The sequence below is a fragment of the Mesorhizobium newzealandense genome (assembly GCF_042682145.1).
GTDB lineage: Bacteria > Pseudomonadota > Alphaproteobacteria > Rhizobiales > Rhizobiaceae > Mesorhizobium > Mesorhizobium newzealandense.
Genome location: NZ_JBHUGZ010000017.1, coordinates 209246 through 234874, shown reverse-complemented (window position 1 = coordinate 234874; position 25629 = coordinate 209246). Strand labels below are relative to the sequence as shown.

Here is a 25629-nt window from a genome sequence, read left to right as displayed (position 1 = left end):
AAACCGCTGCGCACTTTTGGCGACATGCATTCTTGCCGAAGGCCTATGGCTGAAAACCTTCGCCCGGCGCGACGGTCGCGAAGCCGCCTTTGATGTCTGCCATCTGGGCTGCGCCCGGTCTTGAGCCGTGGATCCAGGCGCGGTCCGTGCTGAACGAATAGAGCGGAACGTAGTCCGGAAGATCGCTATCGCGCACAACGGTGTTGCTGAGGCTGTCGAGAATGAAGGTGCCGCTGCCTGTGCTCACCGACAGCACTGCGTGAAAGAAGCCTCTCTTGCGGTCCTGGAGAACAACGAGCGCCATGCTTTGCGCTGGAATGCCAGCCCTCAGCAAAGCCGTCATCTTGAGGATCGCAAAATCCTCGCAGTCGCCGGCTCGCCGTTCGAGAATTTCCGACGGCTTTGCCCAATAGTCGAGTTTGCCGTAGACAACACTGTCTTTCCGGTAGGCGATCAGGCGGTTTACGCTGCTGTTGACGAAGGACAGCTTTTCGCTGAACCCCTTGCCCTGAGCGACGGAGACCATGCTGGCAAAAGCCGCACTCTTGTGCTCGCAGGCGCTGTCTGCCGAGCAGCTGATGATTGCCCGGTAGACAGGTGCCCAGCGAGCCGAGACGGGAAAATTGCGCATCGACAAGGCTACCGACCCGAATACGCCGGGAATAATCGACGCCGTCTGCAGCGGATCTATCCCGGCATCGCTTCGCGCCACTGACGAGCCATCCCCGCGATCAGCAACCGGGGTAACGGCCGGGCCATAACTGCCGAAAACCATGCCGACCCGGTACGGGGCCGCAGGCTGCCAGGGCTGAGGCCTCGCCAGCGAAACACCGCCGAGACAGGGCGGCGTCTGGAGCTTTTCCAGAGGCGTGCCGGTAGCGGCGACCTCCCCGGAAACGGTATTCGCGAATGAGGGTCCTGCCAGGCCGACGAGACCGATTGCCAGCAAGAGCACCTTGAGCCCGGTTTTTCCCGGGGCTGATTTTTCTTTTTTCATAACGCCCACCTTTGACTGTGGACGCTACCAATCTTGTCTCAAATTATTGGAAAGGAAGGTAGATAACTTTCTCGCAAATGGCTTTGTCTATTTTCTCTAAAATTTTATTCGATTTTATACTTCTATTTACCAAGAAACCTCGACTTGCCTCCGCCAAGCAAGTCGCACCGACGTCAACATATATCAGGTTATATTGTCGTAGTTTACCACATGTAAAAAATGCCGAACTAAGCATATCATAGTATATGAAATAGGTTGCGGGGCTGTTGCAAAGCAGAAGCGGCCCATGTCTCTTTCCGGGAAATGCCGGAGGGGTTTCAGCAATGATCACCAATAACGAGTTGGACAGTTTTTCGGGTTCCTTGGACGAGCATTCCGCGTCCAGCGAACATAACGGTCAGGCATCGCCAGCAGAGATCCAGGTCGCGCAAGCAACTTCGGCGCAGCAGCCCGCGCCGGCAGCGGCCGAACCGGTGCCGGTCGATGTTGGGAGCGGAGCGCCTGTCAAGCCGGAAGCGCCGGCGACAGCAAACGCACCCGCGGCGACGGCGCCGCATGAATATGTGGCTGACGCCAGCAACATCGTAAAACTTCCGTCCAACGTTTCCATCGACAACATCAAGGTCGATGGCCACAACCTTGTGCTCGAACAGGCCGACGGCTCGGTAATCGTGATCAAGGATGGCGCCTTGAACGTGCCGACCTTCGTCATTGGCGACGTCGAGGTGCCGCGCGTTGCCTTGCTGGCAGCGCTCGAGGCAAGCCATGTCGACGTTGCTTTCGGCGCCGACGGTTCCATGTCGGCCGGCCCAGGCGGTTCGCCCCCCAGCGCAGGCGGGAATTTCGAAATCCCCGCCGGCGGTATCGGCGACGGGTTTGGCCTTTCAGCCTTGTTGCCTCCGACAGACTTGCAGTTCGGGTTGTTGGAACGGCGCGAACTGACAATCGGCGTTGAGGAAAAAGAAGAAAACTCCACCCCCTCGATCGACCTCATAGGCTCGGCAACAGTCAGCGAGGCCGGCTTGCCGGCGCGTGGCGGCGAGCCTGCCGGCTCGAACGAGGCTGCGTCTTCGGAGACGACCTCGGGCAACATCGGCTTCACCTCGCCGGACGGCGTGCAGGTGGTCTCGCTCGGCGGCCATGCGTTGAGTGGTGTGGATCAGACCTTCACCGATGCGACCGGCTCGCTGACGGCGAGTTATGTCTACGATGCGGCGACCGGCATCGGCACCATCCACTACACCTACACGCTTCTCGACAACACCGCTGGCAACGCCACCAATGTGAGCTTCCCGGTTGCGGTTACGGATGCAAATGGCGATCCGGCACCGAACGGCAATCTGGTCATCAATATCATCGACGACGCACCGACGGCAGTTGCCGACACCGATGCGGTGGCGGCGGGTTCGCACGCGCCGGTCGACGGCAATGTGATCAGCGGCGCCGGCAGCGACGGCAATGCGGCGGGCGCCGACACCAAGGGTGCCGATGACGCGACGGTTGCGGGCGTTGCCGCCGGCACGACGAATGCGGATCTGGACAGCGGCGTCACACTGAACGCGCCGATCCACGGCACCTACGGCACGCTGACACTGCAGGCGGATGGCTCCTACAGCTATGTGCGCGATGCCGGGACGCCCGGCGGCGTCAAGGACGTGTTCACCTACACGATCAAGGACGGCGACGGAGATCTGTCGCACACGACCTTGACGATCTCGATCGGCAATTCGACACCGACGATCGGCGACCTGTCGCCGGCAGCCGGTGGCGGCGACGTGACCGTCAACGAGGACGACCTCCTGGCCAGCCGCGGGCAGGGCGAATCGGCTGGATCGGACAGTTCAAAGGAGAGCACGACACAGGGCGGCACCTTCACCATCTCGTCGCCCGACGGCATCGCCTCGCTGGCGATCGAGAACCATGCCTTCATCACCAACGGTGTGTTCACCGCCGGCTCCTTCACCACCGCGCTCGGCAACACACTGACGGTGACCGGCTACAATGCCGGCACCGGTGTGGTGAGCTATACCTACACACTCGTCGACAACGAGGCGCATGCGGCCGTCCAAGGCACCAACAGCCTGTTCGAGAACTTCACCGTCACGCTCACCGACCAGGACGCGCAGAGCGTCAACGGCACATTGTCTGTCAACATCGTCGACGATGTGCCGACGGCTACGGCCGAGGCTTCGCAGAATGTTCTTGAGGGTGCGACGATCACCGGCACGCTGGACTTCGCCGCCGGCGCCGACGGCGCGACAGTGTCGCATATCGACGGCACGCAGCTGAACTTCGGCGGCGACGGCTACTCGCAGGCGATCGACATCGGCGACGGCTTTATCAAGGTCAAGGCTGACGGCAGCTATTCATTCACGGCCAACAGTCCGGTCATTGGGGCCGGTGCGGCCTCGGCGACCTATACTGTGACGGACGGCGATGGCGACAAGGCGACGGCCGGCATCAGCTTTGCGGTAACGGACGCCAACCATCCGACGGCCGGCACGGCGGCGGCCACGGTCGATGACGACGGGCTTGCCGGGGGCAATGCGGCAAGCACGGCGGGCGACATCGACGCCAATGCGGGCGAAGTTCCGCTCAGCGCCAGCGAAGCGACCTACAACGGCACGCTGGGCGGCAGCGTCGGCGGCGACGGCGCCGGTTCCAACGGCTTCTCGTTCGCGGCGCTGGACGGCACCAACGGGACGGTCGGCCAGGAGAACGTCACCTACAGCTGGAACGCCGGCAACGACACGCTGACGGCGACGGGTCCACGCGGCGATCTGTTCACGGTGCATGTGACCGATCCGGCCACTGGCGCCTACACGGTGACGCTGCTCGAAAACGTGCTTCAGGCCCAGGGTCCAAACGACGAGAACAATGCGACGGTCAACCTCGGCTATGTGATCACCGATGCTGATGGCTCGACGGCACCAGGCACGCTGACCATAACCTTCAACGATGATGCTCCGACGGTTGCGCTGGCCGATGTGAAGCTGCCGTCGCTGAGCGTCGACGAGACCGATCTGACGACGGATGCGACGGCGAACTTCGCCAGTGCCTTCACCTCCAGCTATGGCGCCGATGGCGCCGGCACGACCACCTATGCGCTGGGCTTCAATGCCGGTGCGACCGGACTGGTCGATACGGCGAGCGGCCAGGCGGTGGTGCTGAGCCTCGAGGCTGGCCAGGTGGTCGGCCGTGCGGGTGTGGGCGGTCTGGTCGTGTTCACGGTCACCACCGATGCGTCGGGCAATGTGACGCTCGACCAGCAGCGGGCGGTCGTCCATCCGACGACGGATCCGAACGAGCCGATCAGCCTGAACGCCGGCAATCTGGTGACGCTGACGGCAACGATCACAGACAATGATGGCGATCATCAGTCGGCGACGCTGAACATCGGCAGCAACCTGACCTTCCTGGACGACGGTCCGTCGATCACCAACGCGGTGGTCGGCAGCTCGGTGACGCTTGACGAGACGAACAACGGTCCGACGACGGACGGCGTGCTGAACCCGGCGCTGATGACGGCAACGAGCGCTGCGGCGATCGTGACGGTTTCGTCGAGCTACGGCGCTGACGGCGCCGGAACGACGACCTACGCCCTGTCGGTGACACAGGCGAACTCCGGACTTGCGACGGCACAGGGCGATCATGCGATCACGCTGGTGCAGGTCGGAAGCACGATCGAAGGCCAGTACAATGACGGCGCGACGCACACGGCGTTCACGGTGTCGATCGGCTCGGACGGCAAGCTGACGGTTGTGCAGAATGTCGCGCTTGAACACCTGGTCGATGGTTCGACGGCGGCGGCCTACAACGATGCGCTGACCCTTGCCGGCAAGATCGGCGTGACGGCGACGGTGACGGACGCGGATGGCGACACGGCGAGCACGGGCGTGATCAACGTCGGCGGCGCGGTGACCTTCCTGGATGACGGCCCGTCGATCACCAACGCGGTGGTCGGCAGCTCGGTGACGCTTGACGAGACGAACAACGGTCCGACGACGGACGGCGTGCTGACCCCGGCGCTGATGACGGCAACGAGCGCTGCGGCGATCGTGACGGTTTCGTCGAGCTACGGCGCTGATGGCGCCGGAACGACGACCTATGCCTTGTCGGTGACACAGGCGAACTCCGGGCTTGCGACGGCACAGGGCGATCATGCGATCACGCTGGTGCAGGTCGGAAGCACGATCGAAGGCCAGTACAATGACGGTGCGACGCACACGGCGTTCACGGTGTCGATCGGCTCGGACGGCAAGCTGACGGTTGTGCAGAATGTCGCGCTTGAGCACCTGGTCGATGGTTCGACGGCGGCGGCCTACAACGATGCGCTGACCCTTGCCGGCAAGATCGGCGTGACGGCGACGGTGACGGACGCGGATGGCGACACGGCGAGCACGGGCGTGATCAACGTCGGCGGCGCGGTGATCTTCCTGGATGACGGTCCGTCGATCACCAACGCGGTGGTCGGCAGCTCGGTGACGCTTGACGAGACGAACAACGGTCCGACGACGGACGGCGTGCTGAACCCGGCGCTGATGACGGCAACGAGCGCTGCGGCGATCGTGACGGTTTCGTCGAGCTACGGCGCTGACGGCGCCGGAACGACGACCTACGCCCTGTCGGTGACACAGGCGAACTCCGGACTTGCGACGGCACAGGGCGATCATGCGATCACGCTGGTGCAGGTCGGAAGCACGATCGAAGGCCAGTACAATGACGGCGCGACGCACACGGCGTTCACGGTGTCGATCGGCTCGGACGGCAAGCTGACGGTTGTGCAGAATGTCGCGCTTGAGCACCTGGTCGATGGTTCGACGGCGGCGGCCTACAACGATGCGCTGACCCTTGCCGGCAAGATCGGCGTGACGGCGACGGTGACGGACGCGGATGGCGACACGGCGAGCACGGGCGTGATCAACGTCGGCGGCGCGGTGACCTTCCTGGATGACGGTCCGTCGATCACCAACGCGGTGGTCGGCAGCTCGGTGACGCTTGACGAGACGAACAACGGTCCGACGACGGACGGCGTGCTGAACCCGGCGCTGATGACGGCAACGAGCGCTGCGGCGATCGTGACGGTTTCGTCGAGCTACGGCGCTGACGGCGCCGGAACGACGACCTACGCCCTGTCGGTGACACAGGCGAACTCCGGACTTGCGACGGCACAGGGCGATCATGCGATCACGCTGGTGCAGGTCGGAAGCACGATCGAAGGCCAGTACAATGACGGCGCGACGCACACGGCGTTCACGGTGTCGATCGGCTCGGACGGCAAGCTGACGGTTGTGCAGAATGTCGCGCTTGAACACCTGGTCGATGGTTCGACGGCGGCGGCCTACAACGATGCGCTGACCCTTGCCGGCAAGATCGGCGTGACGGCGACGGTGACGGACGCGGATGGCGACACGGCGAGCACGGGCGTGATCAACGTCGGCGGCGCGGTGACCTTCCTGGATGACGGTCCGTCGATCACCAACGCGGTGGTCGGCAGCTCGGTGACGCTTGACGAGACGAACAACGGTCCGACGACGGACGGCGTGCTGAACCCGGCGCTGATGACGGCAACGAGCGCTGCGGCGATCGTGACGGTTTCGTCGAGCTACGGCGCTGACGGCGCCGGAACGACGACCTACGCCCTGTCGGTGACACAGGCGAACTCCGGACTTGCGACGGCACAGGGCGATCATGCGATCACGCTGGTGCAGGTCGGAAGCACGATCGAAGGCCAGTACAATGACGGCGCGACGCACACGGCGTTCACGGTGTCGATCGGCTCGGACGGCAAGCTGACGGTTGTGCAGAATGTCGCGCTTGAGCACCTGGTCGATGGTTCGACGGCGGCGGCCTACAACGATGCGCTGACCCTTGCCGGCAAGATCGGCGTGACGGCGACGGTGACGGACGCGGATGGCGACACGGCGAGCACGGGCGTGATCAACGTCGGCGGCGCGGTGACCTTCCTGGACGACGGTCCGTCGATCACCAACGCGGTGGTCGGCAGCTCGGTGACGCTTGACGAGACGAACAACGGTCCGACGACGGACGGCGTGCTGAACCCGGCGCTGATGACGGCAACGAGCGCTGCGGCGATCGTGACGGTTTCGTCGAGCTACGGCGCTGATGGCGCCGGAACGACGACCTATGCCTTGTCGGTGACACAGGCGAACTCCGGGCTTGCGACGGCACAGGGCGATCATGCGATCACGCTGGTGCAGGTCGGAAGCACGATCGAAGGCCAGTACAATGACGGTGCGACGCACACGGCGTTCACGGTGTCGATCGGCTCGGACGGCAAGCTGACGGTTGTGCAGAATGTCGCGCTTGAGCACCTGGTCGATGGTTCGACGGCGGCGGCCTACAACGATGCGCTGACCCTTGCCGGCAAGATCGGCGTGACGGCGACGGTGACGGACGCGGATGGCGACACGGCGAGCACGGGCGTGATCAACGTCGGCGGCGCGGTGACCTTCCTGGATGACGGTCCGTCGATCACCAACGCGGTGGTCGGCAGCTCGGTGACGCTTGACGAGACGAACAACGGTCCGACGACGGACGGCGTGCTGAACCCGGCGCTGATGACGGCAACGAGCGCTGCGGCGATCGTGACGGTTTCGTCGAGCTACGGCGCTGACGGCGCCGGAACGACGACCTACGCCCTGTCGGTGACACAGGCGAACTCCGGACTTGCGACGGCACAGGGCGATCATGCGATCACGCTGGTGCAGGTCGGAAGCACGATCGAAGGCCAGTACAATGACGGCGCGACGCACACGGCGTTCACGGTGTCGATCGGCTCGGACGGCAAGCTGACGGTTGTGCAGAATGTCGCGCTTGAGCACCTGGTCGATGGTTCGACGGCGGCGGCCTACAACGATGCGCTGACCCTTGCCGGCAAGATCGGCGTGACGGCAACGGTGACGGACGCGGATGGCGACACGGCGAGCACGGGCGTGATCAACGTCGGCGGCGCGGTGACCTTCCTGGACGACGGTCCGTCGATCACCAACGCGGTGGTCGGCAGCTCGGTGACGCTTGACGAGACGAACAACGGTCCGACGACGGACGGCGTGCTGAACCCGGCGCTGATGACGGCAACGAGCGCTGCGGCGATCGTGACGGTTTCGTCGAGCTACGGCGCTGATGGCGCCGGAACGACGACCTATGCCTTGTCGGTGACACAGGCGAACTCCGGGCTTGCGACGGCACAGGGCGATCATGCGATCACGCTGGTGCAGGTCGGAAGCACGATCGAAGGCCAGTACAATGACGGTGCGACGCACACGGCGTTCACGGTGTCGATCGGCTCGGACGGCAAGCTGACGGTTGTGCAGAATGTCGCGCTTGAGCACCTGGTCGATGGTTCGACGGCGGCGGCCTACAACGATGCGCTGACCCTTGCCGGCAAGATCGGCGTGACGGCGACGGTGACGGACGCGGATGGCGACACGGCGAGCACGGGCGTGATCAACGTCGGCGGCGCGGTGATCTTCCTGGATGACGGTCCGTCGATCACCAACGCGGTGGTCGGCAGCTCGGTGACGCTTGACGAGACGAACAACGGTCCGACGACGGACGGCGTGCTGACCCCGGCGCTGATGACGGCAACGAGCGCTGCGGCGATCGTGACGGTTTCGTCGAGCTACGGCGCTGACGGCGCCGGAACGACGACCTACGCCCTGTCGGTGACACAGGCGAACTCCGGACTTGCGACGGCACAGGGCGATCATGCGATCACGCTGGTGCAGGTCGGAAGCACGATCGAAGGCCAGTACAATGACGGCGCGACGCACACGGCGTTCACGGTGTCGATCGGCTCGGACGGCAAGCTGACGGTTGTGCAGAATGTCGCGCTTGAACACCTGGTCGATGGTTCGACGGCGGCGGCCTACAACGATGCGCTGACCCTTGCCGGCAAGATCGGCGTGACGGCGACGGTGACGGACGCGGATGGCGACACGGCGAGCACGGGCGTGATCAACGTCGGCGGCGCGGTGACCTTCCTGGATGACGGCCCGTCGATCACCAACGCGGTGGTCGGCAGCTCGGTGACGCTTGACGAGACGAACAACGGTCCGACGACGGACGGCGTGCTGACCCCGGCGCTGATGACGGCAACGAGCGCTGCGGCGATCGTGACGGTTTCGTCGAGCTACGGCGCTGACGGCGCCGGAACGACGACCTACGCCCTGTCGGTGACACAGGCGAACTCCGGACTTGCGACGGCACAGGGCGATCATGCGATCACGCTGGTGCAGGTCGGAAGCACGATCGAAGGCCAGTACAATGACGGCGCGACGCACACGGCGTTCACGGTGTCGATCGGCTCGGACGGCAAGCTGACGGTTGTGCAGAATGTCGCGCTTGAGCACCTGGTCGATGGTTCGACGGCGGCGGCCTACAACGATGCGCTGACCCTTGCCGGCAAGATCGGCGTGACGGCGACGGTGACGGACGCGGATGGCGACACGGCGAGCACGGGCGTGATCAACGTCGGCGGCGCGGTGACCTTCCTGGATGACGGCCCGTCGATCACCAACGCGGTGGTCGGCAGCTCGGTGACGCTTGACGAGACGAACAACGGTCCGACGACGGACGGCGTGCTGAACCCGGCGCTGATGACGGCAACGAGCGCTGCGGCGATCGTGACGGTTTCGTCGAGCTACGGCGCTGATGGCGCCGGAACGACGACCTACGCCCTGTCGGTGACACAGGCGAACTCCGGACTTGCGACGGCACAGGGCGATCATGCGATCACGCTGGTGCAGGTCGGAAGCACGATCGAAGGCCAGTACAATGACGGCGCGACGCACACGGCGTTCACGGTGTCGATCGGCTCGGACGGCAAGCTGACGGTTGTGCAGAATGTCGCGCTTGAGCACCTGGTCGATGGTTCGACGGCGGCGGCCTACAACGATGCGCTGACCCTTGCCGGCAAGATCGGCGTGACGGCGACGGTGACGGACGCGGATGGCGACACGGCGAGCACGGGCGTGATCAACGTCGGCGGCGCGGTGACCTTCCTGGATGACGGCCCGTCGATCACCAACGCGGTGGTCGGCAGCTCGGTGACGCTTGACGAGACGAACAACGGTCCGACGACGGACGGCGTGCTGACCCCGGCGCTGATGACGGCAACGAGCGCTGCGGCGATCGTGACGGTTTCGTCGAGCTACGGCGCTGACGGCGCCGGAACGACGACCTACGCCCTGTCGGTGACACAGGCGAACTCCGGACTTGCGACGGCACAGGGCGATCATGCGATCACGCTGGTGCAGGTCGGAAGCACGATCGAAGGCCAGTACAATGACGGCGCGACGCACACGGCGTTCACGGTGTCGATCGGCTCGGACGGCAAGCTGACGGTTGTGCAGAATGTCGCGCTTGAGCACCTGGTCGATGGCGGTCCGGCGGCCTACAACGATGCGCTGACCCTTGCCGGCAAGATCGGCGTGACGGCAACGGTGACGGACGCGGATGGCGACACGGCGAGCACGGGCGTGATCAACGTCGGCGGCGCGGTGACCTTCCTGGATGACGGCCCGTCGGCAGTTACGCCGGATTACGCGGTGCTGTCGAATGGAGCAGGGAACCCGGTCACATTCGCCCTGGACGAAGACCACACGCTGTCAAGCAACTACGGGGCGGACGGCGCCGGCACGGTGAAGTTCGCGGCGTCTCTCGATAACGCGGACAGCGGCCTGACGTCGGGCGGCGCGCACATCATTTACGACGTGTCGATGGACGGCCATACCTTGTATGGTATTGCCAACGGCGCGACGGTGTTCTCGGTCACTCTCGATCCCCAGAACGTCAATCCGACCTATTCCGTGGACATGAACGGAACGGTCGACAGCCCGACCAACGTGACGTTCACTGACGGATCGTATGCCTTCTACGGCAGCAACAAGGTTTGGGCCGGCTTGGTGCCGACGAATCAGGACAGCAATCCTGTCAACGATAACTCGCGTGACGTGCTTTTCACGCCCTTCGGCACCGCTACGTCGATCAATGGGAACGCGAACTCCTTTGGCGCCGGCGGTGGTGCTGGCGGACAAAATGTCGGCGCGGGCGAAGGTATACGGGTCGACTTTGTCCAAGATTTGACTGGGTCGCCCCCCGGCAACCACATCTTTGACAATCACTATCTGGCCAATGGCGCCAGCTTCACCTTTGGCGATGGAACCACCAACACCGTCCTTCAAATTACCGCTCGCGACGACAACGCCACCACCGGCACCGACGGCAATACGACAGTCGGCGATGGCCACCTCGATTCGGTCTCGTCAATCGCAATTACCTATGACGGGGAAACGCAGGTGGTCGCGTATGCCGATATTGGCACCACGGCAACACCATATACGCTGGGCAACCCGGGAGGGCTGGCGGACAGAAGCTATACGGTTCACTTCATCGATTTGGGCGGCGGTCACTATGCCGCCCAGATAACGGGCGTGCTCGATACGAATGTATCCATCGCGACGTTCACGGCCGACGGCTACAACAGCCTGGAGTTGCTGAACGCATCTCCGTCCGTCGACAGCGGCAACGACTTCGCCGTCACCGGATTCGGCGCGGCCGTTCAGACCACCGATCCCGTCAACTTCCACCTGCCGATCGAGATCGTGGATGCAGACGGCGACAAGGCGACAAGCGAGATCGGCGTGACGTTGAGTGGGACATTTCAGGATCACTCGGCAGATGCCGCGGGCGCGTCCCATGTCTACGCGTCGACGGTGGCCTTGCCTGACATTATCGGGTCTGCTTACGGCGACACGCTAACGGGCGACGGTTTTGCGAATGTGCTGTATGGGGGAGCCGGAGCCGACACGCTGAACGGGGGCGGTGGTAACGATACGCTCGTCGGCGGCGCCGGCACCGATACTCTCGATGGTGGGGCCGGCAATGACTTCCTCGTCGGTGGCGCAGGAGCGGATACGATGACCGGTGGCCTCGGCGCCGACACGTTCAGGCTCGACCATCTCGACATCAAGGATCTTATCACCGACTACAATGGTGGTCAGGGCGACAAGATCGATCTGACAGCCCTGTTCGAGACGGCCCCGGCGGGGAATATTGCCGACTTCGCGAAATACGATGCGGGCACGCACACGCTCAGCGTCGATGCCAATGGCACAACCGGCGGCGCCAATTTCGTCGACGTGGCCGTCTTGCAGAACGCACCCGCCGCCGGCACCATCACTCTGCTTTACGACGACACGGCGCATGTACAGCACACGACCACGATCTAACGGCATGGCGCTCTGTCACACGACTATGTTATACATCGCTAATATCGAGGGGAGCTCACTATGAATCGTTCTGCAAGACTGCTGGTTTCCGCTGCGACGCTGTTGCTGGCAGTCGGGTCGACGGGCTACGCCGCCGACATCATCGAAGGTCCTTCGGCCGACTATTGTCGCGTCGTGGGGACGTCCAACCTGGTGCTGACCGACAACATCGTCGACCTCAAGGAGCAGGTGGTCAAGCTGATGGACGAATCGGTCGCCGCCGCCAACAGCTCGGAGTGGATCAACTCGTCCCGGCCGGTTTTCGTCTGGGCATCGGAAGCCAAGGTGGCCTGCGGCATGGCCTATGGCTACCTGAAGACGAACTATCGCGACGAAGATACCCTCAACAAATGCGAGTGTTTTCACGATCGCATGGTCGAGTATATGCACTGAGGGGATAAGCGAATCCACGCCTGTTGGCCATCATGATAGCCGACGGATCTTTTCTGAGGGCGATCGCCGGAGCGATCGCGTTGGCCGGCTTTGGCCAGACTGTCACGCCGGCCCTCGCCAACTGGCTGGAACGACCTGCCGTGGAACGACGGCAGCCGTTGACGCGGCCGACGCAGTGCGACGCGGCTGCCGAGTGGACCCGGCAGACCTTCAAGGCATTTGCGAGCTGTCAGGCATCGATCTATGGCCTGGAGCCGGTGCTGGCGCATGCGGTGATGGAGATCGAAAGCGGCTTCGATCCTGACGTGCAGGGCGCCGACGGCGAAGTCGGCCTGATGCAGGTGATGCCGGCGACGGCGCGAATGCTTGGCTTTCGAGGCTCCCTCGACGATTTGAGCGCGCCGGCGACCAACATCGCGCTTGGGGTCAAATATCTTGCCCAGGCCAACAAGCTCGCCGCGGGCGATCTGTGCACAACCGTCATGAAGTATCGCGCCGGGCACAATGAAAGCCGGTTCTCGGCGCTTTCGGTCCGCTACTGTCAGCGCGCGCGGGCAATCCTGGCAAAGCAGGGGATTGACGTGACCGGGCCGTTGCCGGTGGCGACATTCGGCTTTGCCGCATTTTCGCCAGGCGGAGAGAATGGGGCTCCAGCCCAGGGAAACGGCGTTTGCGTGCGCCGCGTTTTCGTGCCCGGGCCACGATACATGAAATGCGCCGACTATCGGACCGCCGGGCAAGCAAGACAGATCAAGGCGCTCAGAGCCAGGCTGTTCGATGGCTAAAGAAACTACAGACGGCACGGCAAGTCCGCCGTAACATGGGTTGAAGACCAGACCGGGAACAATACCCGGCGGCACATTGGGTTGGAGCAATCATGGAAGCTGGCCGACAGGTCCACTGTCCGCGGACGTGGGCAATCGCCCTTGCGCTCGCCGTTACATTGTCAGGCTGCCAGTCGAAGGGCGGCGTTTCCGAAGTGCTCGATCCGGCGGCTATTGCCGCGCCTGCCGGTCAGAATGGCGGCGCTGGTGCCGGTCCGGCCCAGGCGACCCAGTCGCTGGGCACCGGTTCGACAAAAATCACGATGCTGCTGCCGCTGTCCGCTCCCGGAACGGCGGGGGAAAACGGCAGGAAGATGTTCGACGCCGCCAAGCTGGCGATGACGGATATCGGCAATGGATTGCTCACGCTGACGGTAGAGGACACGAAAGGCGACAGCGTACAGGCCAGCAAATTGGCGGTAAGTGCGATAACGACGGGGTCGAAAGTCGTCATCGGCCCGACCGAACTGCCGGCAGCCCAGCATATTGCCACGCTGTCGGGATCGACGCGTCCGCCGGTTCTGGCGCTTGCCGACAATTTCGCAGGCGGCGCCGGGGTTTATGCCGTGCTGCTCAGCGAAGCGGACAGTGCCGCGGCGGGCGCCGCGGGACTCGCTGCCAAAGGTAAAAAGAAGTTCGTCCTGCTTGTCGCGGAAGGCTCGAACGCCAGCGCCGTGGAGAAGCGGGTCGCGAACAGCCTCAGCATCTATGGCGCGACGCTGGCGGTCACTGTCCCGTATTCGGCCGGCGACGGTGGTGCGAAGGCGGTCGACGAAATGGGCTCGCTGGTCGACACGCCCGACGCCGTGATCGTTGCCAGCGGCGACGGCAGCCCATCGCCTATCCTTGCCGCCCTCAAATCAAAGGGCATTCCGGGAAAGGCAATTTCCGTCGTCGGAACCAGCCGTTGGCTGGAGCACCCCATGGATCCGCTGTTCGAGGGGGCATATATCGCCACGCTCGATTCGCGCGAAACCGGACCGATCGCCGACCGTTTCAGGACGACATACAACTACCCGGCCGACGTCAATGTGGCCTATGCTTACGATATGGTTGCCCTGACAGCAGGGATTGCCAGTGCGGTCGGGCCCGATGGCTTTAGCAAAAAGGTGCTCGAAAATCCAAGCGGGTTTCGTGGATCGACAGGTCTGTTCCGGTTTCGGGCTGACGGATCCAGTGAACGGTCGATGCCGTTTTACCAGATTCAAAAGGGTGCTCTCAAACTGGTTGCGAAATCGACGTCGGGTTTCTGATCGGGGGAGGGGGGCTTGGGAACCTGCTCAATCTGCTGGACAGGCTGGCTGCTGGGTAGGCTGGCTGATGGGTAGGCTGGGCCGCAGCCGCTTGGCGATCGTGCTCGGAAGCGTGCTGCTTCTGGCCGGGGTTCTGCTGATCATTCAGGCCGAGGCTTTGCTTTCGGTCGATCGGCCTGTCCCTGCCCCTTCGCAAAACAGCGGCACACAACCAGCCCGACGGGCTGCTCCCATCGTCGAAGCACACCGACGAGAATCGGCACGCAAGATTGCTCAGAACCTCATCGCTCCGCCACAGCTTGAACCTGTGGAGCTCGAACGGGTGGAGCCTCGTCCGCCGCTCACCGATCTTGGTCTGGCTGTGCCCCCGAGGGCACCGATGCCGGAAGATTGGCGGGAGGTCCTGCTTTACCGCTCGGTTGCCACATCGTCCGCGATCTTCGAATCCATGGGCCGGGAGGTGATCATCAGCGGGGTGCAAGGCATCGACCTCGACGGATCCTGTTTGTTTCACGACGTCACCTGGCCTTGTGGCCAGCGCGCACGTGCCGCTTTCAATTCCTGGCTGCGGGGGCGTGCGCTGAAGTGTTTCGTGCCGCCGGACCCCGAGCGCTTTGCCATTGCCGCGCCGTGCAGGCTGGGCAAGCAGGATGTCGGCGCCTGGCTCGTGTCCAACGGCTGGGCGACGGCGCTGCCGAATGGCATCTATGGCAAGGCGGAGGCGACGGCCTGGGGCGCGGAGATGGGCATTTTCGGCCCGCCGCGATAGGCTGCGAGGCTCAGGAATCGGAAAGTCCCGGTTGCGGAAGCCATGGTGGGATGATTGATAGGTGGTGAACGACCGTTGATTGTTCAACGGTCGCCGGCTTTCCATTCATTAACCATTGCGGCGCAGATTTCCTGAACAAGCCGGTCGCGCGAACAGTCATTGGGTCTCATCGATCAAATTGTATCGTTCTCGGAAACTGAAAATGCTGTACGCCGGCTCTATGCTGGCTGATCTGACAGGAGATTAGCCAATGGCACAAACAGTAGCGACCGCCTCTGCGCGGGCATGGAGAAGCGTCGCATGGCTGACCTTTCTGGGGACAGCCGGGAGCCTTGGTCTTTCTCTCGGCCTCAACTACCTGCTTTTGTTCAGCGACGCGTTCACGCCGTTCGGGCGCAGCATGATGACCGCCGTACTGCTACCGGTGATCATTGCCCTGCCGGTTTTTGCGCTGATCGGCTGGCAGCAGGTCCAGATCCGCGCCTGCCGGCAGGAACTCAACAGGTCTGGAACTTTTGACAGGCTGACAGGCTGTCTGAATGGGCCGGTCTTCACGTCGATGGTCGACAGAAGAACAACAAGGCCATCGGCGCCGGGACCACGCTCGGGCGCCTTCCTGGTCATTCATTCGGAGCATCTGCGCTCCATCAACCTGCGCTTTGGTCTTGAATGGGGCGACGAGGCCTTGCGGCTCATAGCCACAACCATACAATCATCGGTGCGCGCGGAGGATCTGGTTGGGCGCATAGGGACTTCGATGTTCGGGATTTTCCTCTCGGGCGCGACCGAAGCGGAAGCCAAGGAAATCGGCGAGCGTATCCGGGCGCGTGTCGCGCAAGTCTATTTCGCACCAAAAGGGACCGAGGATGCCCTGGCTATCAAAGTCGGTGGCGTGGTGTTTGAAAACGAGGTGGAGTTCGCGGACTTGTTCCAGTCCGCCGAACAGCGCATCTCTGGCGCCCAAGATGACTCCGGGTTTGAATTGAAGCATCTCCACAGCTGACACCCCTCCGGGCGGACTACGGCTATTTTTCCCGCAGCGCCCGGCGGAAGTTCTGCGTGATCGGCTCGGCGAGGTAGGAAAGCACGGTGCGAGCACCCGTCCGGATCATCGCCTCGCTCGACATGCCGGGCAGCAGCTTGCGGCCCTCCAGCTTGGCGAGTTCGCTCTTGTCGATCAACACGGTCGCGGTGAAATACGGTGTCCCGCTGCGCTCCTCCACCATGCGGTCAGCCGACACGATCTCCACCACGCCGTCGAGTGGCGGCAGGTTGTAGCGGGCGAAGGCCGGGAAGCTGACGCGCGCGGGCTGTCCGGGGGCGATGGTCTCGACATCCTCTGGTTTGACCATAGCCTCGACCACGAGTTGTTGACCGAGCGGCACGACTGTCATCAATGTCTCGCCGGGTTTCACGACACCGCCCGCCGTGTGGACCTTCAGGTCCATGATGATGCCGTCAACTGGTGCGACGACATTGGTACGGGCAAGCACGTCCTTGGCGGAACGCTCCTGCTGTCTGAGGTCAAACAACTCCGCCTCGACCTTGCTCAGCTCCTCGACGGCCTCGTTCAGCCGCACTGTGCTGAGGTTCAGGATTTGCATGTCAATCTCGGCCATAGCGCTTCTGGCACGGGCGATTGCCGCGGCGTTGGTGGCGCGCTCCCCCTCGATCTCCCGCCGTTGTCGTCTGAGCAACAGGTTCCGCTCGCGGGTGGTCAGCCCCTTTTTCAGCAACCCCTCGAGGTCCTTGCTCTCCCCCTCGATCGCCTCGATCTGGTTGTCCTCGGTGCCGATAAGCTGTTCCAGTCCCGTTATCTCTTCCTGGATCTGGTGAAGGCGCTGGCTGAGAATTTCCCGCTCGTCCTTCAAGTTGTGGTGCTTCGCCGCGAACACGTCACGCTGTGCGGCCACCGTGTCCTTTGCGGCGGTTGCAGGATTTGCGAGCAACGCCGGATCGAACTCGATCTCGGCCTTGCCGTCACGCTCGGCCCTGAGACGCGCGGCCAACGCGTCACGCGTCGCTATCCGGTTCTGGATCAGGTCGAGCTGCGCCTTTGCCTGCGTGTTGTCGAGCCGGATGAGAACCTTGCCCGCCTCGACGATATCACCATTGGCGGCGTTCAACTCCGCGATAATGCCGCCCTCGAGGTGCTGGATGAGCTTGCGGTCGCCGGCGACCTTGACAACGCCCGGCGCCACTGCGGCGCTGTCCAAAGGCGCCAGCGCCGCCCAGCCCCCGGCGACGCCGAAGAACAGGAACATGATCGCGAATCCCGTGCACGTCACGCCTGTGAGGCGCAGGGGTATCGGTTCCAGCAGGGAGGGTGGCGGCGGGACGGGTAACGGCACGACGTTCAATTCTGGGGAACGGCTCATGCTTCTTTGACCTCTTTGACTTCCTTGACCACTTCGAGGGTTGGCAGTTGGGTCACCTTGCGGGCGCGGTTGGCGAGTTCGTTGAAGACATAGTCGCGCGGGCCGAAGAGGTCTTGCTGGCCGCGGTTGAGGACCAACACCTTGTCGACCTTTTCCAAAATGCTTGGCCGGTGCGAGATCAAGATTAGAGTCGTACCTGCCGCCTTGAGCCCACCGATGACTGTAGCCAGTGCTTGCTCGCCCTCGTGGTCGAGATTGGAGTTAGGCTCGTCAAGGACAAGGAACGCTGGGTCGCCGTAGAGCGCTCGCGCCAGCCCGATGCGCTGGCGTTGCCCACCGGACAGTGCCGCGCCACCTTCACCGATCTCGGTGGCGTAGCCCTTCGGCAACCCCTTGATCAGTTCGTGGACGCCGGCCAACTCCGCTGCCTTGATCACGTTGTTGAAAACCGCGGGGCTGAGTGACGCAAAACGAGCGATGTTCTCGGCGACGGTGCCGGCGAAGAGCTCGATATCCTGTGGCAGGTAGCCGACGTGCCGACCCCGGTCCTCAGCCGCCCATTCAACGACGCTCATGCCGTCAAGCAAGGCGCGACCGCCGGTCGGACGCCAAGTACCGGTCAACACTCGCGCTAGGCTCGTCTTGCCGGCCGCGCTCGGGCCAACCAACGCCATCGCTTCACCGGGCTTGAGTTGGAAGCTGATCCCTCGCAGGATCGGTTCGCCGCCCTGTCTGGCGAGCATAATGTTCTCGGCCTCAAACTTACCCTTCGGACGCGGCAATGGCAGGGTCGGTGTGGCCTCCGGTCGCTGACCGGCCAATGCAACGAGACGCTTGTAAGCAGCCCGTGCCCCGATCGTCGCCTTCCACGTGCCGATCGCCTGTTCAACCGGGGCCAACGCGCGACCCATCAGGATTGAGGCAGCGATCATGATGCCGGGCGAAGCCTCGTTTTTCAGCACCAGATAAGCGCCGAGGCCGAGTACGGCCATCTGCAGGGCCAGCCGGAAAGAGCGCGCGAGGGCCGAGATGACGCTGGATCGGTTACTGGCGCGAGATTGTCCTCTGTTTGCCTCGTCCTGCTGGGCCTTCCAGCTGTTGAGCAGTGGATTCAACATGCCCATGGCCTGGACGACCTCGGCGTTGCGGATCGTTTGCTCGGCCTGCATGTAAGCCCGCGCCTGGGCGATTGCAGCTTCCGCCAATGGCTTGCGGGTCAGGTACTCGGTGAGCAACGCCAGCGCGAACAGCACGATACCGCCGCAGAGTGCCAGCCAGCCCAACCAGGGGTGCATGAGGAAGATAGCGCCTAAGAAGATCGGTGCCCAAGGCGCGTCGAGGATCGGGTAGATACTCGGGCTGGTAAAAAAATTCCGCACCTGGTCGAGGTCACGCAACGCGCGGGCGTTGATCTGACCGGGTGCCGAGGCGGCGTATTCAACCGATGCGGTCAGGAGAACCGGGGCTAACCGACCGTTCAACCACGTCCCAACGGTGGCCAACAGGCGCCCGCGCACTACCTCCAGCCCGGCCATTGTGGCGAGCGCCGCCGCCGCCATCAGCGACAGCATTACCAGTGTTTCCAAGCTGTGGCTGCCCAACACACGGTGATAGACCTGGAGCATGTAGAACGCGCCGGTCAGCATCAGTATGTTGATGCCGGCGCTGAACCAGATAAGCGGCTTAACGGCGCGCTTGGCCTCTTTCATCACCGCCTGTAGGGCAGAGGGACGAGGGGGTTTCATCATAATATGTCCCCGGTGTGCGGGGTTGACTCCTTGGGTTCAGCCGGCCTTATGCAGGGCGCGAGATTGTCTCCACATGGAGATGGGAGGCGGGGTGAACCGCCTCCCTTTGGTCAAGTGTTTAGGCGATGGTGTCGACCACCAAGGTCTGGACACCGGTTGTGTCGCCGTCGCCGTCCTGAATGTTGACCGCGAAATTGAGGTGGGCGCCGATCTGTCCGGACGTCGACTCGATGAAGCCGATATCCGTGATCTTGAGAACGTCGTTGTCCGTACCTTCCCAATCTTGCAACGCGCCGCCACCTGTGCCGCTCGCAGCACCGGTGCTTGAACCTTCAACCGTGCCGGTGCTCGGGTCGTCGGTCACTCGGTTCAGGTTAATGGCCGAACCAGACAGCCCGTTCCCGGACTGCATGATCTGCATCCCCTGAATTTGGTAGTGCTCGCTGCCGGCGTTGTAGTCATTGCTCTCGATGATCACGAGGGCATCGTTCTGGTCGAGCGTGAACTCCGAGCTATACGGCGCAGGTACCGTGTTGCCCTTGAAGAAGTCGGCGTTCTGCACGTAGATCGACTTCGTCGTCTTGAGGTCGTCGCCGCCACCCAGGACACCATTGGCACCGTAGTCAATCAGGTCGAGGACCACGATAAGGTCCTCGCTGTTGCCAATGCCGTCGAACTTGATGGCGACAGCGTCCACGGCGTCCGTCGGCGCGACCTTCTCGTCACCACCACCGGGGGCACCGGGGTTCACGTCGCCCATAATGTTCTCGTTGAAGAACCGCAGGGTGAGCAGTTCGCCCTTCTGGATCGTGTCGCCGGCGACACCGTTGGTCGACTGCGTGGCGGAGACCCAGTCCTCGAAGGCACTGGTGACGAACTGCCCGTTGTTGAAGGTGGTGTCGAGAGGCGCCGGCGGGTCTCCTGGCGTTGGTGTGTCGTCACCCGTGCCGTTGAAGCCAAAGGGGCTACCGCTGGGGTTCGAGTTCGCCGTGAACTGCACGTAGAAGCCGTCAGTATCGCCGGGGGTTGCACCGAATTTATCCAGCTCCGTCACCACGAGTTCGGGGTGGCCGGTGTTGCCGGGAGGTGCTTTCGACAATAGCTCCGAAGAGTGGAAGACGCTAAAGCTGAACCCGTCGACCACGTCGTTCAAGACGATCGAGTACGTGCCCAGCTCCTTGTTGAAGGTCAACGTGCCACCCGCCGTCCCGTCCTGCACACCGGCCGTGATCGGATCCTTGTCGTAATGGAACGAGAAGGCGAACACTGCGCTGGTGGCACTCTCCGAAGTGAGTGACGTCGAGATGTTGGTGATGTTCGGGTTCTGGGCGTTGTCGACCGTACCCGTCAGCACCAGCTGCTGGACACCATTCGTGACGGGATCGGCATCACCGAAGTCAGAATGCGTGGCGTCGTAGACACGACCGTCGTTGCCGATGTCGAAAGAGAAGACACCGGTTGCCGCGACACCGACCACGTTGTGCAGTTGTTCGTGCTGGGCACCAGCCGTGCCGGGATCGCCGTCGAACCCTTGGATGCCGGCCGCCGCGTCTTGGTCGACGATCGTCGGGCCGTCGTCCTGGAAATGCACGGCATCGCCGATACCGGTCGAACTGGTCGCTGTGTCGCCGTCACCGTCGGTGACAGTCACCACTGCCAGCAAGGCGCTGTCGGTGATGTTCACCGGCTCGTCGTGGTTGGCCCCCGGGGTCGGATGAAGGATCGAGGTATACTGCGCCACGCTGACGATGCCGCTCGTGCTGTTGATCGCGACGGCGAACGCCGCCGCCCCAGCGGCCCCGCCGATGCGGCCAACCACCAGGTCGCCTTCCTTGAACAGGAAGATGCTGGTGCCGGCGGTCGTGTCGAGGCCGGAATCCACGCCCGCGGCGGACACCGCCAGCGAGAACGCCGTCGTGCCGCCTTCCTGATCGGCGCCGAACGAGCTTCCCGTCGAGCTCACCACCGCGCTTGCATCCTGCGCGAAGCCGGTTGGGCTGAGGTCGGTGCTGACATTGGCGACGCCCGCGAACAGGGCGATGACCCCTGCGGCAGTGGTGTCGTCTGCATCGGCCTGGTTGCCCGCGGTCTCGTCATGCGCCACCGTGGGAGCGCCCTGGGCGATGCCCGCCGTCGGGCCGTCGTCCTGGAACTGCACGGCATCGCCGATACCGGTCGAGCTGGTCGCTGTGTCGCCGTCACCGTCGGTGACCGTCACCACCGCCAGCAAGGCGCTGTCGGTGATCGACACCGAATCATCTGGATTGGCGGTGCCCGGGTGCTTCAACGAAGCGTACTGCGCCACGCTGACGACGCCGCTCGTGCCGTTGATCGCGACGGCAAATGCCGCCGCCCCAGCGGCCCCGCCGATGCGGCCGACCACCAGGTCGCCTTCCTTGAACAGGAAGATGCTGGTGCCGGCGGTCGTGTCGAGGCCGGAATCCACGCCCGCGGCGGACACCGCCAGCGAGAACGCCGTCGTGCCGCCTTCCTGATCGGCGCCGAACGAGCTTCCGGTGGAGCTCACCACCGCGCTTGCATCCTGCGCGAAGCCGGTCGGGCTCAGATCGGAGCTGACATTGCTGACGCCCGCGAACAGGGCGATGACCCCTGCGGCAGTGGTGTCGTCTGCATCGGCCTGGTTGCCCGCGGTCTCGTCATGCGCCACCGTGGGAGCGCCCTGGGCGATGCCCGCCGTCGGGCCGTCGTCCTGGAACTGCACGGCATCGCCGATACCGGTCGAGCTGGTCGCTGTGTCGCCGTCACCGTCGGTGACCGTCACCACTGCCAGCAAGGCGCTGTCGGTGATCGACACCGAATCATCTGGATTGGCGGTGCCCGGGTGCTTCAACGAAGCGTACTGCGCCACGCTGACGATGCCGGTCGTGCCGTTGATCGCGACGGCGAACGCCGCCGCCCCAGCGGCCCCGCCGATGCGGCCGACCACCAGGTCGCCTTCCTTGAACAGGAAGATGCTGGTGCCGGCGGTCGTGTCGAGGCCGGAATCCACCCCTGCGGCGGACACCGCCAGCGAGAACGCCGTCGTGCCGCCATCTGTACCCGTAGCACTTCCCGTCGAACTCACCACCGCGCTTGCATCCTGCGCGAAGCCGGCCGGGCTGAGGTCGGAGCTGACATTGCTGACGCCCGCGAACAGGGCGATGACCCCTGCGGCAGTGGTGTCATCGGCATCGGCCTGGTTGCCCGCGGTCTCGTCATGCGCCACCGTGGGAGCGCCCTGGACGATGCCCGCCGTCGGGCCGTCGTCCTGGAACTGCACGGCATCGCCGATACCGGTCGAGCTGGTCGCTGTGTCGCCGTCACCGTCGGTGACCGTCACCACCGCCAGCAAGGCGCTGTCGGTGATCGACACCGAATCATCTGGATTGGCGGTGCCCGGGTGCTTCAACGAAGCGTACTGCGCCACGCTGACGATGCCGGTCGTGCCGTTGATCGCGACGGCGAACGCCGCCGCCCCAGCGGCCCCGCCGATGCGGCCGACCACCAGGTCGCCTTCCTTGAACAGGAAGATGCTGGTGCCGGCGGTCGTGTCGAGGCCGGAATCCACCCCTGCGGCGGACACCGCCAGCGAGAACGCCGTCGTCCCGCCTTCCTGGTCGGCGCCGAACGAGCTTCCGGTGGAGCTCACCACCGCGCTTGCATCCTGCGCGAAGCCGGTTGGGCTGAGGTCGGTGCTGACATTGCCGACGCCCGCGAACAGGGCGATGACCCCTGCGGCAGTGGTGTCATCGGCATCGGCCTGGTTGCCCGCGGTCTCGTCATGCGCCACCGTGGGAGCGCCCTGGACGATGCCCGCCGTCGGGCCGTCGTCCTGGAACTGCACGGCATCGCCGATACCGGTCGAGCTGGTCGCTGTGTCGCCGTCACCGTCGGTGACCGTCACCACCGCCAGCAAGGCGCTGTCGGTGATCGATACCGAATCATCTGGATTGGCGGTGCCCGGGTGCTTCAACGAAGCGTACTGCGCCACGCTGACGATGCCGGTCGTGCTGTTGATCGCGACGGCGAACGCCGCCGCCCCAGCGGCCCCGCCGATGCGGCCGACCACCAGGTCGCCTTCCTTGAACAGGAAGATGCTGGTGCCGGCGGTCGTGTCGAGGCCGGAATCCACCCCTGCGGCGGACACCGCCAGCGAGAACGCCGTCGTGCCGCCATCTGTACCCGTAGCACTTCCCGTCGAACTCACCACCGCGCTTGCATCCTGCGCGAAGCCGGCCGGGCTGAGGTCGGAGCTGACATTGCTGACGCCCGCGAACAGGGCGACAACCGCTGGTGCCGTGGTATCATCGGCATCTGCCTGGGTGCCCGCGGTCTCGTCATGCGCCACCGTGGGGGCGCCCTGAACGATGCCCGCCGTCGGGCCGTCGTCTTCGATCACGATCTGCTGGCCGACGAACGCCGAGGCGGAGTTGGATGTCACGATGCCGAAGCCGCCGATGTCGAAAGTGTTGTTGTCGTTGCCGGCAACGCCATCCGCGTTGCTGATGTTTTCGATCAGGACGCGGTCGTGGGTTCCACCCGTGGTCCACTGCACCTTGTCGCCGCTGGTAAGCCCGGTGATCGTCAAGGTGCCGTCGGCGTTGACGGTGGCGACCGGAGTTGATTCGCCACTGACGACGAAGTTGACGACCGAGCCCGACGTGATGTTGACCTTGGTATCGTTGGTAAGTCCATCGACGAAACCCGCCCCCGGTTCCGCGGCGGTGCTGAAGGCCGTGATCTTGACGGTAACGGGTCCTTTGCCGGGATTGGTCTGGTTGACGGTGAAGGACGCTCCCGTCGCACTGACGACGTTCTGGAAGTCGATGTTGGCTTCGACATCGGCCTCGTTCTGGTCCAGATTTGGCACGAGGAAGTTCGTGTTCGCGCCCGAGACATAGGTGATGAACGCGCCCTCAGTGGGGTTGATCGCGTTGCCGTTGACGCCGAACGAGGTGGTGCCGCCGGCCTGGCTGATATTGAGCACGTCCTTTGTATTGAAGTTCCCACCCTCGGACTGATTCAAGGGGTCCTTCCCGATCACCACGATCTGGGTGGAGTTTGGATCGCCGAAGGTCATGAACAGGTTGCTACCGGAGGGCGCGCCGGCGAAGCCGAAGTTGAGCGTCTCGCTCGCCGCGAGCTTGAGGGTGTTGCCGAGATCGACCGCGTCATCCGGGTTGGGGTTGCCGCCATGGAAGATCGGAACATAGGTGACGATGTTGAAGGTCACCTGGTCGCTGGTCGCGCCGGCGTTGATCACGTCCTGCTTGAAGATGACGAAGGCGATCGCGTCTGCACTGCCGTTGCCATCGCTGTCATATTTCCCGATCACGGTGTCGTTTGCGCCGGCGAAGAGCAGGATATCCTTGCCGCCGAGGGTGTTGAGCCCGCTATCATCGCCGTTGAGGGTGCCGCCGCTGCCGTCGGTAAACGTAGTGCCGACGAGCTGGGAGCCGGCGGTGGCGTTGACGGTGACCGAGTTCGTCTTGGTCGCGACGCCGACGCTGGTCGGGAACGCGGAGTTCAGCCCGAGAGTCGACTCGAGATAGGTCCGGAACGAAGCCGGCAAAGTGGAGTACGCAACATCGGTGTCCGTAAAGGCATCGTCGATGTTGTCGCCGGTTTGCAGCCCGGTGGTCTGGTCGTTGACGGCCTGTGCGTTGAGAATAAAGCTGATGGTCATTGCTGTGCTCCCCTATCGCGTGATGCGCCGCTGAAATACCCCACCTTCTGGTGAGGTCAGCACGCCCGAACCGTCGATGACGATGTCTTGAGCTGTGATGTCGAGTGCCATGGAGATTCTCCCCTGCCCAAAACGCATCAAGAAAGGGATTCACCCCCCGATGCCGGATGCCCCTACCCAAGTGCATCCGCTGGCCCACTGAATTGCGGCCTCTTAATCCCTTCAATGTGCCGCCGACGCAGAGGACGCGTCCATTCGCGGTTCGATAGTATTGGGGTGAATGCCCA

General features: G+C 63.7%; 10 protein-coding genes. 6 read left to right on the top strand and 4 right to left on the bottom strand.

Annotated features, from left to right (window positions below):
* Positions 1-43 precede the first annotated feature (43 nt).
* Positions 44-997 carry a transglutaminase-like cysteine peptidase gene (locus tag ACFSOZ_RS25440; RefSeq protein WP_379102395.1) on the bottom strand — a complete coding sequence of 318 codons (954 nt, stop codon included), beginning with the start codon at positions 995-997 and terminating at the stop codon, positions 44-46.
* 323 nt (positions 998-1320) lie between these two features.
* Here ACFSOZ_RS25440 and ACFSOZ_RS25435 point away from each other — a divergent pair, with 323 nt between their 5' ends.
* The 6 genes from ACFSOZ_RS25435 (at position 1321) to ACFSOZ_RS25410 (ending at position 16533) form a co-directional block, all read left to right on the top strand.
* Entirely contained in the window at positions 1321-12252 is a 10932-nt protein-coding gene (locus tag ACFSOZ_RS25435; RefSeq protein ID WP_379102393.1) for a beta strand repeat-containing protein, read from the top strand.
* A gap of 60 nt (positions 12253-12312) precedes the next feature.
* Complete coding sequence (locus ACFSOZ_RS25430; protein WP_379102391.1) at positions 12313-12684, top strand: hypothetical protein; 372 nt, start codon at positions 12313-12315, stop codon at positions 12682-12684.
* A gap of 32 nt (positions 12685-12716) precedes the next feature.
* A complete protein-coding gene (locus tag ACFSOZ_RS25425) occupies positions 12717-13469 on the top strand; it encodes a lytic transglycosylase domain-containing protein (protein ID WP_379103249.1) in 753 nt (250 codons plus the stop codon).
* Positions 13470-13561: 92 nt separating this feature from the next.
* Positions 13562-14761 (top strand): ABC transporter substrate-binding protein, encoded by a 1200-nt coding sequence (locus ACFSOZ_RS25420; protein WP_379102390.1) that lies wholly within the window; start codon positions 13562-13564, stop codon positions 14759-14761.
* Between the two features lie 100 nt (positions 14762-14861).
* The gene (locus tag ACFSOZ_RS25415; RefSeq protein ID WP_379103248.1) at positions 14862-15530 is read left to right on the top strand and encodes a thermonuclease family protein; all 669 of its coding nucleotides are present in this window, start codon (positions 14862-14864) and stop codon (positions 15528-15530) included.
* A gap of 250 nt (positions 15531-15780) precedes the next feature.
* Positions 15781-16533, top strand: a complete 753-nt coding sequence (locus ACFSOZ_RS25410; RefSeq protein WP_379102388.1) for a GGDEF domain-containing protein — start codon at positions 15781-15783, stop codon at positions 16531-16533.
* 22 nt (positions 16534-16555) lie between these two features.
* Here ACFSOZ_RS25410 and ACFSOZ_RS25405 read toward each other — a convergent pair whose 3' ends face one another.
* The 3 genes from ACFSOZ_RS25405 to ACFSOZ_RS25395 all read right to left on the bottom strand — a co-directional run bounded on the left by ACFSOZ_RS25405 (position 16556) and on the right by ACFSOZ_RS25395 (position 25342).
* Complete coding sequence (locus ACFSOZ_RS25405) at positions 16556-17908, bottom strand: HlyD family type I secretion periplasmic adaptor subunit (protein ID WP_379102387.1); 1353 nt, start codon at positions 17906-17908, stop codon at positions 16556-16558.
* A complete protein-coding gene (locus ACFSOZ_RS25400) occupies positions 17905-19617 on the bottom strand; it encodes a type I secretion system permease/ATPase (RefSeq protein ID WP_379102385.1) in 1713 nt (570 codons plus the stop codon). Before ACFSOZ_RS25400 ends, ACFSOZ_RS25405 begins: the two co-directional genes overlap by 4 nt.
* A 157-nt stretch (positions 19618-19774) precedes the next feature.
* Entirely contained in the window at positions 19775-25342 is a 5568-nt protein-coding gene (locus tag ACFSOZ_RS25395; protein WP_379102383.1) for a beta strand repeat-containing protein, read from the bottom strand.
* Positions 25343-25629: the final 287 nt, after the last annotated feature.